General features: G+C 41.8%; 7 protein-coding genes. 5 read left to right on the top strand and 2 right to left on the bottom strand.

The genetic code is table 11. The annotated features are described in order from the left end of the window. The first annotated feature begins 486 nt into the window (after nucleotides 1–486). The gene (gene gltB, locus ACFPU1_RS16085) at nucleotides 487–5082 is read left to right on the top strand and encodes a glutamate synthase large subunit (protein ID WP_385942931.1); all 4596 of its coding nucleotides are present in this window, start codon (nucleotides 487–489) and stop codon (nucleotides 5080–5082) included. 69 nt (nucleotides 5083–5151) lie between these two features. Beyond that, a complete protein-coding gene (locus ACFPU1_RS16090) occupies nucleotides 5152–6636 on the top strand; it encodes a glutamate synthase subunit beta (RefSeq protein WP_385942932.1) in 1485 nt (494 codons plus the stop codon). A 307-nt stretch (nucleotides 6637–6943) separates the two neighbouring features. Here the strand turns inward: ACFPU1_RS16090 and ACFPU1_RS16095 are convergent, their stop codons facing one another. Beyond that, the gene (locus ACFPU1_RS16095) at nucleotides 6944–8032 is read right to left on the bottom strand and encodes an FUSC family protein (protein ID WP_385942934.1); all 1089 of its coding nucleotides are present in this window, start codon (nucleotides 8030–8032) and stop codon (nucleotides 6944–6946) included. Nucleotides 8033–8357: 325 nt separating this feature from the next. On the opposite strand from ACFPU1_RS16095, the gene kapB reads away from it, so the two are divergent. Next, on the top strand, nucleotides 8358–8732 hold the full coding sequence (kapB, locus tag ACFPU1_RS16100; RefSeq protein WP_385942935.1) for a kinase-associated lipoprotein KapB: 375 nt from the start codon (nucleotides 8358–8360) through the stop codon (nucleotides 8730–8732). Nucleotides 8733–8750: 18 nt separating this feature from the next. Next, on the top strand, nucleotides 8751–9848 hold the full coding sequence (locus tag ACFPU1_RS16105) for a PQQ-dependent sugar dehydrogenase (RefSeq protein ID WP_385942937.1): 1098 nt from the start codon (nucleotides 8751–8753) through the stop codon (nucleotides 9846–9848). Between the two features lie 101 nt (nucleotides 9849–9949). Here the strand turns inward: ACFPU1_RS16105 and ACFPU1_RS16110 are convergent, their stop codons facing one another. Beyond that, a complete protein-coding gene (locus ACFPU1_RS16110; protein WP_385943046.1) occupies nucleotides 9950–11653 on the bottom strand; it encodes a PucR family transcriptional regulator in 1704 nt (567 codons plus the stop codon). Between the two features lie 275 nt (nucleotides 11654–11928). On the opposite strand from ACFPU1_RS16110, the gene ACFPU1_RS16115 reads away from it, so the two are divergent. After that, nucleotides 11929–13143: a cystathionine gamma-synthase family protein gene (locus tag ACFPU1_RS16115; protein WP_385942938.1), complete on the top strand. Its 1215-nt coding sequence runs from the start codon at nucleotides 11929–11931 to the stop codon at nucleotides 13141–13143. Nucleotides 13144–13154: the final 11 nt, after the last annotated feature.

Below are 13154 nucleotides of genomic sequence, written 5' to 3' on the forward strand. Positions count from 1 at the left end.
TTACTTAAGTGAGCCAGTTTTGTTTCAGCCTCTTTTCTATATGAAGAACAAAAAATTTTTGTTTCAAGATGTATTATTCGGGGGATAATTAACTAAATATTCAAAAAAATTGAAAGAGTATTAATACACGAATAAATGACAGTACTAATTACAAAAAAAAAGAAGAACATTAATTTTTCTAGTAAAGAGAGAAAACTAGAGAAATGAACAGATATGGGGAGATAAACAGGTTATTACTTGATTTTCTTAGCGATAATGTTAAACGATTAAAAATACAAGCACTGTTATTTTTATGTAAGTGCTGTATTTTCAAAAAACTAAGGTAATAACGGGGGAATGCCTGCAGAAAGCGCTTTCAAAGGAGAGGGAGTATGGGAAATAATTTGCCGAACCTAAAGTTTAATGGTATGATCTTGTATATTAGAGATAAAAAAAAAGATTGTAGATTTCTTGTGTGTGAAACAGAAAAGAGAGGTGGAGAGGGTAATGACATTACGCAACTTTTCACGGAGAGTGGGTATGTATGACTCCCAATTTGAACACGATAATTGTGGCATTGGCTTTTTAGCCAATATTAAGGGAAAAAAATCTCATGATATTGTAGAAAAAGCCCTTGATATCCTGTGTAAACTAGAGCACCGAGGTGGTCAAGGAGATGAAGTAAACACTGGCGATGGAGCCGGGATGCTTCTTCAAATACCTCACCGCTTTTTTAACAGCAGGGTTAGAGACATTGGGATCAAGCTGCCTGAAGAAGGATCTTATGGGGTAGGGATGTTATTTTTATCCCAGAATGAAGAACTAAGAAACAGATGTGAAAAACAGCTTGAACAGATTGTTGCAGAAGAAGGACAAAAGGTATTAGGCTGGAGAATCCCTCCTACGGACGGTTCTATGCTAGGTAATAATGCCAAGTCAACTATGCCTTACATTCGCCAGATTTTCATTGGGAAAAATGAAGCAATCGAAAATCAAGAAAATTTTGAAAGAAAGCTTTATGTAATAAGAAAACGTGCTGAACAAGAGATTGGACATCATGTCCCTGATGAAGACAGCTTTTATTTTGCAAGTTTGTCGTCCCGTACAATTGTGTACAAAGGGATGCTGACAACTGAACAATTGAGCCAATTTTATAAAGACTTTGGAAACGATGATTTTGAAACAGCCGTTGCCTTAGTTCACTCCCGTTTCTCAACAAACACTTTTCCCAGCTGGGAAAGAGCTCATCCAAACCGTTACATGATTCATAATGGTGAAATTAACACGATTAAAGGAAATGTTAACTGGATGCATGCTAGAGAAGCGGTATTTCAATCTGATAAATTCGAAGATGACCTGGAAAAGATCCACCCGGTGGTAGACCACCTTGGAAGTGACTCTTCCATGTTTGATAATACATTTGAATTTCTGACTTTGGCTGGCCGTTCAATGCCACATACAGCAATGATGATGGTACCTGAGCCATGGCAGAATGATCCTTTAATGAATGAAGAAAAGAAAGCATTTTACAAGTTTCATAGTACGCTTATGGAGCCATGGGACGGCCCTACTGCGCTTGCTTATACAGACGGCCGCAGCGTAGGCGCCTGTCTAGATCGTAATGGCCTTCGTCCTGCAAGATACTATGTGACAAAAGACGACCATATTCTTATGTCCTCAGAAGTGGGCGTGTTAGACATTGACCCTTCTGATGTGCTTTATAAAGAAAGGCTTCACCCTGGTCACATGCTTCTTGTCGATATGGAAGAAGGCAGAATCGTTCCAGATGAGGAGATTAAGCACACGATTGCTTCTGAAGAGCCCTATAAGGAATGGGTTGATAAGCATTTTTGTGATTTAGACGACGTGATGGAAAGCCAGGACGTATATAACACCGATTTTGAAAATTTAAATACCCGCCACCAGGCTTTTGGGTACACGTACGAAGAACTAGAGAAGATGATTAAGCCGATGGTTACGGAAGGAGTAGATCCAGTAGGGTCCATGGGATATGATTCCCCCCTTGCTGTTCTCTCAAAGAAACCTCAGCTATTATATAACTATTTCAAACAGCTATTCGCCCAGGTAACGAACCCGCCTATTGATGCGATTCGTGAAGAACTGGTTACTGCTGTGGGAACGACGATTGGGAAAGAAGGAAATCTTCTTCACCCTGCTCCCGAAAGTGCAAGGCATATCTTCCTGAAAACACCGTTATTAAATAATGAGGAAATTGCCAAGCTGCGTTCAAACAAACGACCAGGATTTAAATCGGTAACTCTTCCTATGCTCTTTTCTGCAAAAGAAGGGGAAAAAGGGTTAGAGCCAGCACTTGACCAGCTGTTTGCTTCTGCAGATGAAGCTGTTGAAAATGGTGCAACTGTGCTGATTTTAAGTGATCGCGGGGTAAATAAGGAATCAGCAGCCATCCCGGCTCTTCTTGCTGTTGGCGGCCTTCACCATCACCTGATCCGTAATGGAAAGCGAACGCAGGTAAGCATTGTTGTTGAATCTGCTGAGCCTAGGGAAGTACATCATTTTTCTGTGCTAATAGGCTACGGTGTAGAAGCCATCAATCCTTATCTGGTCTTTGATTCCATTGATGCGATGATCAAGGATGGACGCCTGGAAGCGACTTCCTATGTGGAAGCCGTAGCTACCTATATTAAAGCAGCTACAAAGGGTGTCATGAAGGTTCTCTCTAAAATGGGAATTTCAACGATTCAAAGCTATCGGGGCGCTCAGATCTTTGAAGCAGTAGGCATTGATCCTTCAGTGGTTGATAAGTATTTTACCTGGACCACTTCAAGAATCGGCGGAGTGAACCTTGAAATTATTGCTAAAGAAGTCCTTCTTCGTCATACAAAAGCTTTTAATGATCGAGAAGGAAAAGACACAACACTTGAGCCGGGTGATGACCTGCAGTGGCGCAGAAACGGGGATGCTCACCAGTATAATCCTCACTCCATTCACATGCTTCAGCAGGCATGCCGGACAAAAGACTTTGAACTCTTTAAGAAATATTCGAAATCTATTAATGAGCAGGAAAAAGAACAAACCTCACTGCGCGGTTTGCTTACCTTTACAGACAACCATAAGAGCATTCCTTTAGAGGAAGTTGAACCTGTTGCAAATATCGTCAAACGTTTTAAAACAGGCGCTATGTCTTTTGGGTCAATTTCCAAGGAAGCTCATGAGGCCTTAGCGATCGCAATGAACCGCATTGGCGGTAAGTCCAATACCGGAGAAGGCGGAGAAGACCCAAAAAGATTTACTCGTGATGCAAACGGGGATTCCAGGAGAAGCTCTATCAAGCAGGTAGCCTCCGGCCGTTTTGGTGTTACAAGCCACTATCTTGTAAATGCAGATGAAATTCAAATTAAGGTTGCTCAGGGCGCAAAGCCTGGAGAAGGCGGACAGCTGCCGGGGAACAAAGTATATCCGTGGGTTGCCGAGGTACGAGGAACGACTGCGGGTGTAGGACTTATTTCGCCGCCGCCGCACCATGATATTTATTCTATCGAAGACTTAGCGGAATTGATCCATGATTTGAAAAATGCCAACCCAAGTGCATATATCAGTGTAAAGCTTGTATCAGGAACAGGAGTAGGTACCATTGCTGCAGGTGTAGCAAAAGGGCGCGCAGATGGTCTTGTTATAAGCGGATATGATGGCGGAACAGGTGCTGCTGCCAGAACAAGTATTAAGCATACTGGCCTTCCGTGGGAGCTTGGACTGGCTGAAACCCACCAGACTCTGGTGTTGAATAACTTGAGAGATAGAATCTCAGTGGAAACTGACGGTAAGCTGATGACTGGGAGAGATGTGGCCGTAGCTGCACTTCTGGGTGCTGAAGAATATGCGTTCTCAACAGCTCCTCTTGTCGTTCTTGGCTGTGTATTAATGCGTGTCTGCCATTTGGATACATGCCCAGTAGGGATCGCCACTCAAAACCCTGAGCTTCGTAAAAAATTCGTCGGAACTCCGGATCATGTCGTGAATTTCATGTATTTTGTAGCGGAAGAATTGCGTGAAATTATGGCTGAGCTAGGCTTCCGTACTATTGAAGAAATGGTTGGAAGAACAGATATATTAGAGCAGGTTGAAGAAGTGGACAACTGGAAAGCAAATACGTTAGATCTCACTCCATTGCTATTCCGTCCAAACGAAGATAATCAAGAAAAGCACTACCGTCATAAAGATCAAGACCATATGATTAATGAATCATTGGATATCCGAGAAATTCTTCCCCTGGCACATTCAGCCATTGAAAATGGAGAAACAGTGGAAGGTACTTTCACCATTAAGAATACAGACCGCGTGGTTGGAACCATTACAGGGAGCGAAGTGACGAAAAAATATGGTGCCAAAGGGCTGCCGGCGGATACTATAAATCTTCAATTCCATGGATCTGCAGGCCAGAGTTTCGGAGCTTTTCTTCCCGCCGGGATGACTATGACTCTTATTGGCGATGCGAATGACTATTTAGGAAAAGGTTTATCAGGCGGAAAAGTCATTGCCTATCCTCCAGAGGAGTCAACTTTTGCTCCAGAAGACAGCATCATCATTGGAAACACTACTTTCTATGGTGCGACAAGCGGAGAAGCTTATATTCGTGGGGTTGCCGGTGAGCGGTTCTGTGTTAGAAACAGTGGAGCAAGCGTAGTGGTTGAAGGTGTAGGAGACCATGGTTGTGAATATATGACAGGAGGCCGGGTTGTAGTTCTTGGAGAAACTGGCAAGAACTTTGCAGCTGGTATGTCAGGCGGTATTGCTTACGTATTAGACAGTGACGGAACGTTTGCACAGCGATGCAATAAAGAAATGGTCCAGCTTGAAACGTTGCAAGATGGAGAGGAAATTCAAGAATTAAAAGCAATGATTAAAAATCATGTAGACTATACTCATAGCTCACTCGGTGAAACAGTATTGCAGCAATGGGATAAAACAGTTAATCAATTTGTAAGAGTTATTCCAATGGATTATCAACGGATGCTTGAAGCTGTTGAGCGCATGAAAAAAGAAGGCATGACAGAGGCCGAAGCGATCATGGTTGCTTTTGATGAAAATAAAAATGAAAAAGCTCGGGTAAGCGGCAAGTAAGACAGCTGCTTCTTGAGCTCTCCCTTTCAAGTTTGGCAACCAAGACTAGGAACGTTTGGAGTGAGTATAATGGGAAAATCAACAGGTTTTATGGAATATAAGAGAGAAGCACCAGCAAAAAAAGATCCTCTTGCGAGAGTAAAGAATTGGCAGGAGTTCACTATATTAATGCCCGAAGATAAGCTATCTGAGCAGGGTGCCCGCTGCATGGATTGCGCGATTCCTTTTTGCCAGGCAGGAACAACGATGGATGGCTCGGCAGAAATTGGCTGTCCAGTTCATAACCTGATTCCAGAGTGGAATGATCTTGTTTACAGAGGGAAATGGAAAGAAGCTCTAGAAAGACTTCATAAAACGAATAATTTCCCTGAATTTACAGGCAGAGTCTGTCCAGCACCGTGTGAAGGTTCCTGTACAGTGGCTATTAGTGACGACCCTGTATCCATTAAATCCATTGAATTTCATATTGTTGAAAAAGGATTTAAAGAAGGCTGGATCAAGCCTGAGCCTCCTAAAAAACGCACAGGCAAAAAGGTGGCTGTCATTGGGTCGGGGCCAGCTGGTCTGGCTGCCGCCGCCCAGCTGAATAAAGCAGGTCATACAGTAACTGTATTTGAAAAAGATGATCGTGTCGGGGGCCTCTTAACTTACGGGATTCCAGACGTAAAACTTTCTTTTGAAGTCCTGCAACGACGGGTGAGATTATTAGAAGAAGAAGGAATTACCTTCGTTACTAACACAGAGATTGGTAAAGATTACCCAGCAGAAAAGCTGAATGAAGAATTTGATTCCACCATTTTGTGTACAGGTGCCCAAGTACCAAGAGATGTGCCTGCGAAAGGCAGAGATTTAAAAGGAATTCATTATGCAATGGAATTCTTAAAGAAAAATACAAAGTCACTTCTAGACTCTAACCATCAGGATCAAAATTATCTGTCCGCTAAAGGAAAGAATGTGATTGTAATTGGCGGTGGAGATACTGGGGTGGACTGTATTACTACGTCTTTGCGTCATGGCTGTGAGTCTCTTGTACAATTTGATATTCACCCGGAAAAGAATAAAGACAGAGAGCCACTTAATCCTTGGCCATTATTCCCAGTCGTTTATAGCCAGGAAGATGGGCATAAAGAAGCTGAAGCAGTATTTGGCAAAGACCCTAGAGCATATAAGCTTCAAACGACTAAATTTGTCGGAGACGAAAATGGTAATGTTAAAGAGCTTCATACTGTAGAGGTCGACACAGTATATGAAAATGGCAAAAAGTTGAGAAAAGAAATTCCAGGAACAGAACGAGCCTGGAAAGCAGATTTAGTTCTTTTGGCAATTGGATTTACAGGGCCAGAAAAGCATTTACTTGATGAATTGAAGGTAGAAACAACCGAGCGAAGCACGGTGGATGCTGAATATGGAAAATACAGTACAAACGTGGAAGGTGTATTTGCTGCTGGAGACAATCGTCGCGGCCAAAGCCTTGTAGTGTGGGCAATTCATGAAGGGCGCGAAGCAGCAAGAGAGGTTGACCGTTATTTAATGGGAAGCTCAAACCTGCCATAATCATTTTAAGAAGAGGGTGTCTCAAAAAATAGTATAAGTAAATCTACTGAGACATCCTCGCTTTATTTGGTTCTATAAAATAGGATGAAATAGACCTTCCCCGGTTTGGGAAAGGTCTTTCTTTTATTGTCCCTTTTCTCTGTTTCCTTTGCACACCTTATCCCAGTGTGTGATTACTTGACCGGTTGTATGTATTTTTTATATAGAAAGTAAGTTTGCCTTACGCTTTTTTCCAGCAAAAGACAAATGTCAATTAAACTGCAAAAAAGCCTGTTCTTAAAAGCTTTACTTTTGAGAACAGGCTTTTTTATATTGACTTTGTAATAGAAGACGAAGGTGGAGGAAGAGGAAGAGAGGCTTCCTGCTGTTTTCTCAGTTTTAATAAATCTTCTACAGTATCATGGAGGGAAAGAAATTCATACAGGGCAATTGAAGTTCCAGAAAAAAGATGATAATGGTCTGTATTCAATGGTGAACAATTTTTGTTGTGAGTAATAAATTGATTTTTTAAGTTTTCAATCAATAAGTAGTGTTCTTCATCAAAAGTGTGAGGGCCCGCTATTAAGGCTTTTTTTAATGAGGTAATCAACGCCCAGACACTTCTTTTTTCTTCATCATTGAAAGAAAGATCTCCTTCTATATACTGTAAGTGGCCGAGATGAAGTGAGATACGCTGCAGAATTCGCAGTCTTTTTTCAAGATACATAAACTTTCTTAATTCGCGAAAAGAGGCATGATGAAACTTCCATTCCTTTCGTTGATATTCAGCCAGTTCCCCGCTTTTTTCAATCTCCTTGCGCAGCCTTTGATACTTCTCTAACTGTGGGGCCGCAGGACGTATGGTGTTGTTTTGTAACACCGAGGAAGAAAGCTCTTCCAGTATATCTCCGCTCATTACAAACAATTGATCAAGTTTTTTTTCTAATGCCGGTGTAAATTTTGGAGGCAATAATAACACGTTTACCAAGGTTGAAGTAATAAGGCCGATAAAAGTTCCGCCGAGGCGAGTGAAGAAATCACCCATGTAGTTTACACCTATGTCAGGAATCATAACTACGGCAGTTAAACAAGCAACGAGCATCCCATCTTGAAGCTTCAGGTTATGGCAGATAAAGAGTGTTAAAATAGCAGATAAAGCAAAGGTATAAGGGGTGACACCAAGAAAAAAGACAAGTCCTAAAGAAATTGCGGCACCTATCGCAGAGGCAGGCAGGCGGATAAACCCTTTACGAATCGATTCGTAGGCTGTAGGTTCAATCGTTACAATGGCAGTTACAACGGCTAGTACGGGAGGAACCTGCAAAAACTGACAAATTAATGCTGTAAGGAGGACAGCCACCCCCGTTTTAGCGATTCTTCCTCCAATCATTCGGACTTTTAATTTCCCGATCCACATTTACATCAACACCTTTGTCTTCACTACTTTTTCCACTTATTTACTGATTCTTTAATCATACCGGACAAACCACCAAAATCAAAATTTAAATTTCACGCACCGTAATAAATTATTTAGCGAAAAGGAAACAAGGTAACGATAATATAGTTATGTAAAGTAAAGCTGTCGATTTATTTACAGCTGATCTGGGAAAAGAAAGGTAGTATGACTGCATGGTATTAGAATCCATGTCTAAAAGGTATTAGCTTGCAAGGACCTCAATCCGGTGATAGGTTAAAAGAGAAAGGATGCTCAGTCATTAATAGGAAAGAAGGAGGAATTAATAATGGCAGCTGATGCAAAAATCATCCAGGCTCCTTATAAGACAGGTGTGTATGTAGGGGAAGAAATAGACCAAAAAGGGGAAAAAACATTAGTTAAAGTAAGAGCAGTTTTAAAACATCCAAAGCAAGGAGATCTACATAACCCAAAACAAGTAGATGTTCCTTTATTTCATGAACGAAAGGCTTTAGCTGAATTTGAGAAGGTGTGGGTTCAGACTGACATGCTCAGAAAGTACGATGAAGAGCCTCCTGACTATAAAAAATCCTTAAAGCACGCGGTTGAAAAAGAAAAGGACTTACTAAGAGAAAAAAATGACGAATGGTCCCAAAAAGCCTTAGAAACATTGGAGACAGTAGAAAACGATTATAAATTATGAGAAAGGAAGCTGAAGAAGGTGAACAGGGCAGTATACGGAGCCTTGCTATTAGTCGTTTTGATCACTGGCTGCAACGGTGAGGAAACGGAGTCCGTCCAGGATGCTGACGAAGAGGGAGTAAATGATGAAAGTGCAGAAAGCGTTTCAGAAGACCTGCAGATTCAAGCCGAAGTTGAAGATTTAAATATTCCTTGGTCCATTAATAAAGTGAATGACACCTTTTATATATCCGAAAGAGAAGGGGCTATCGCCGTCATTGAAAATGGTGTGATCAACCGAGAGGATATAGATCTTCAACAGGCCTTCACCCATGAAGGAGAAGGGGGGTTACTCGGCTTTGTTCTTCATCCGGAGTTTGAGGAGAACAACCAGGCTTTTTTGTATTATACGTATCTTGAAGACGGATTGAAGAATCGAATTGTAATCGTTGAGAGGGACAATGGGGAATGGACCGAAAAAGGTGTGATAAAAGATAATATTCCTGGAGACTCCATACACAATGGTGGAAGGCTTGCTATTGGACCTGATGGGTATTTGTATGCTACTACAGGGGATGCATCTGAGCCGGATCTAGCACAGGATGAAAACAATCTTGCAGGTTCTATTTTGCGCTTGACACTTGATGGAGACGTTCCAGAGGACAATCCATTTGAAGGCTCAGCTGTTTTCAGCTATGGACATAGAAATCCTCAAGGTCTGTCATGGGACAGTGAAGGAACAATGTACAGCACGGAACATGGACCTGTTGGAGAAGATGAGATTAATCGAATTGAGGCGGGAAACAATTACGGCTGGCCTCTAATCTCAGGTGATGAAACAGAAGAGGGAATGGAGGAACCACTGCTTCAATCTGGCGAGGATACATGGGCGCCTTCTGGATCTGCTATGATTAACGACCGGTATTTACTAGTGACAGGACTCAGGGGAGAAGCATTGTTTGGAGTTGACGTAGAAGAAGAGACGATAGAGCGTCTTTTTGAAGGTGAAGGTCGTTTACGTGATGTCTTTATAGAGGAAGAGACCGTTTATATTATAACTAATAATACTGATGGAAGAGGGGAGCCTCAGGAAGGTGACGACCGGCTTGTGAGAATTGATAATTTCTTTCAAGATTAAAAATCTAAGTATTAACTATAGGGAAAACCGGCCATTGAGAAGCGCTTCTCAATGGCCGGTTTTGTAGTAATAAAAAGGTGGATTAATGAGAACTCGAACGATTAACCATTGCCTCTTTCTAAGACACCTTCTTTATCGCCATCATAACCAAGAGTGTGTAAACGGATAGACAAATCTATTAAGAACATATCCTCAGGATTATCCAGGTCACAGCCAGTCATGTTTTCAATTTTTTTAAGTCTGTATAAAAGAGATTGGCGGTGGAGGTTAAGGGCACGTGCCGTTTGGCTGACGTTGCCTTTATGCTGGTTATAGACTACAAAAGTATGAATTAAATCAATTCCTCTTTCTTTTGAATAATGAACAATAGGAGCAATGGTGGCGTCTGTAATCTGCTTTAATTCATTATTTTCAGCCAGAGCCATGAGAGCTCTGTCAAACCTGGTATCTGCATAAGTACTGATATAGCCTTTACCTCTTTGTCTTCGTCCAATATCAAGCGCCGTTCTGGCTTCCTGGAAACTATCGTAAAAGGACTGCTTGCCAGATGTTTTCGCTACCCCCCACGACACAGTGAGCTGAGGAAGCTTTTGTTCTAAACGATACTGTAAAAGGTCCAAAAAAGGAAAAATGGTTTCCATATTTCTTTCAGAGCGGACTTCAACAAACACGACTAATTCCTCTCGCTGAAAGGTGCACATCGTTTTTAATTGCATTGTCCTCCCTGCATGAAAGACCTCTTCTTCAAACATACTGCCAAGATGATGCAGCCACTGTTCATAAGAAGCATGCGGCTGAGGGTTATGATCATATAACACCCGAAGGTTTTCCGGACGTGCCAAGAGACAGAGATAGGGAACGTTCAAGGAGTACCCAAGTGACTTGGCCCGTGATAAGGCTGCATCCCAGCTGGAAACCTGCCCTTTAGCCAGGCTCCAGACAAAATCATCTCTTAGACGCATTTCCGTTTCAAGCACAGCATGATCGTGCAAAAAGCATAAAGCAGAGGCTGTTACTGCATGTTCCAAAAGAGGCAGGGTATGATCGTTAAAAAAGTTTTCCTGAGGTTCTGGAAGGGATATAAGAAGAAACCCTTGGATTTCCCTTGCGCTTTGAATAAGGATTTGAAGGACGGATTCCTGCTCAATATCAAGCCAGTGCATATTTGGCTGGGAAAAAGATTCGGGGGTTTCTTCATGAAACATACTGAGTGGATCAACAGTATGATATAAATAACTTTGCCAGATCTCCTCCAGCTCATGTCCGTTCTTGCTCCTGCCTTTAATCACACCTCTTTTATCCAAAATTAAAACAGGTGCCTTTAAGTGCTTGTAGACATAGGTACATATTTCATTAAGACCTTTTCCTTCAAGGATAATTTCTAAGAGCTGTTTGCGGAACTCTTCTGACATTTTCACACCTTCATGTTCCTGACGGTGAAGGGCCTGTGAGATGGCCTGGCTGATCTCTGCAAATCTGACTTCCCAGGGAATTTCGATAATTGGGAAGCCGTGGGTATCTGCGTAGGCTAACACCCCTTTAGGTATTTCTCTTACGTATCTTCCTACTGCCATAATTAAGGCAGCCGCATCTGAATCCATCACTTCTTTTACAAAAGACAAGAGTTTTTTTTCATCGTTTCTGCACCCGATCCCGGTAGTCAGCACGACTTCATTCTTCCGTACAAAATCTTCAACCGGTGTCTCAATAATTGAAACCCACTCGACGGGCTTATCTAGGTTCCCGTTTCCTCCTGCCATTTGTTTCGCTTCTTTCAAAACCTCAAAAGAAAGAATATTTTCCACCGTTAACAATATCATCACCTCTCAGATGCTTATAAAAAGCACGAAAACATGAGAAAAGAGTAAGAATACTTAATTAATCCAAGTTTTAGACCTATTATAGCACAATAGTGAGCCTAAGGGCTTATTTTGAAACAACAATGTCAGAAAATAGTTCATTCAATGTGATGAAAAAAGAAAGGGAAACTTCATACAAAATGACAGATGGTAAATTTTATTCTTTTTCGTAAGATGATAGTAGAAATTAAAGTTCATAATTCTTAAAAGGAGTGATCCAAATGACGATCAATCAAAACAAAGGCGCCTCCCTTTCTACAAAAGCGGTATGGTCAGGCGAAAAAGAATACAGGGTGCACGGAGCGTCTCAGGTTCCAGTGGTACACAGTGTTGCTTTTACGTATGACGACTTGGATCACTGGTATGATGTGGCTGTGGGCAGAGAAAAAGGCCATATTTACGGAAGAAATACAAATCCGACTGTTGAGTCGTTTGAACAAAAGATAAAAATTTTAGAGGATGCCGAGGCAGCAACTAGCTTTTCTACAGGGATGGCTGCGATCAGCAACTCTCTTGCAACATTTTTACGACCTGGAAGCCGCGTTGTATCTTGTAAAGATACGTACGGTGGAACAAATAAGATTTTCAGTGAGTTTCTCCCTCAGCTTGATATAGATGTGAAACTTTGTGAAACCGGAAACCATGGACAAATTGAAGAAGAAGTGCGCAAGGGGTGTGACATTCTCTACTTGGAAACACCTACGAACCCAACGGTAAAAATTACAGATCTTGAGAGGATGGTAAAGGTTGCAAAAGAAGTAGGGGCTCTTGTATTTGTGGATAATACTTTTGCCACTCCTATACTTCAGAACCCACTTGAATATGGTGTGGATCTCGTCATCCACAGTGCTACAAAATATTTGGGAGGGCATGCGGACGCTCTTGGAGGAGCCGTCTGTGGTTCAAAAGAACTGGTAGAGAAAATATACCACTATAGAGAAATTAACGGTGCAACCATGGATCCGATGGCGGCATACCTCATTCTACGTGGCATGAAAACACTTCATTTACGGATGAACCAGCAATGTAAATCAGCCATGAAAATTGCAGAATACTTGAAGAATCATGAACAGGTTGATCAAGTGTTCTATCCAGGTCTTGAAGATCACCCTGGTCACGATATTGCGAAAAAACAAATGCGGCAGTTTGGCGGAATGCTGAGCTTCTCTGTTAAAGGCGGTATGGATGCAGTAAAGCAGTTTCTTCCTAAACTTGAGTTTGCCAACCGGGCAGCGAATCTTGGGGCCGTTGAAACGACTGTTGGACCGGCTAGAACAACCAGTCATATTGAGAACACACCAGAGGAAAGAGCAGCCCTTGGAATACCTGAAAGCCTTGTCCGTTACTCTGTTGGGATTGAGGATACCGATGATTTAATTCAGGATCTTGAGAATGCATTCGCAAGTCTTAAAAAAGCTGAAGCAGCTAAAAGGTAACAATAGAGGGG

This window comes from Thalassorhabdus alkalitolerans, assembly GCF_042656525.1.
Classification (GTDB): Bacteria; Bacillota; Bacilli; order Bacillales; family Marinococcaceae; genus Thalassorhabdus; species Thalassorhabdus alkalitolerans.

What these genes read in the sequence shown, in the direction of transcription:
- gltB (WP_385942931.1), top strand. Translation starts at nt 487, where the DNA reads ATGACATTACGCAACTTTTCACGGAGAGTGGGTATGTATGACTCCCAA.
- ACFPU1_RS16090 (WP_385942932.1), top strand. Translation starts at nt 5,152, where the DNA reads ATGGGAAAATCAACAGGTTTTATGGAATATAAGAGAGAAGCACCAGCA.
- ACFPU1_RS16095 (WP_385942934.1), bottom strand. Translation starts at nt 8,032, where the DNA reads ATGTGGATCGGGAAATTAAAAGTCCGAATGATTGGAGGAAGAATCGCT.
- kapB (WP_385942935.1), top strand. Translation starts at nt 8,358, where the DNA reads ATGGCAGCTGATGCAAAAATCATCCAGGCTCCTTATAAGACAGGTGTG.
- ACFPU1_RS16115 (WP_385942938.1), top strand. Translation starts at nt 11,929, where the DNA reads ATGACGATCAATCAAAACAAAGGCGCCTCCCTTTCTACAAAAGCGGTA.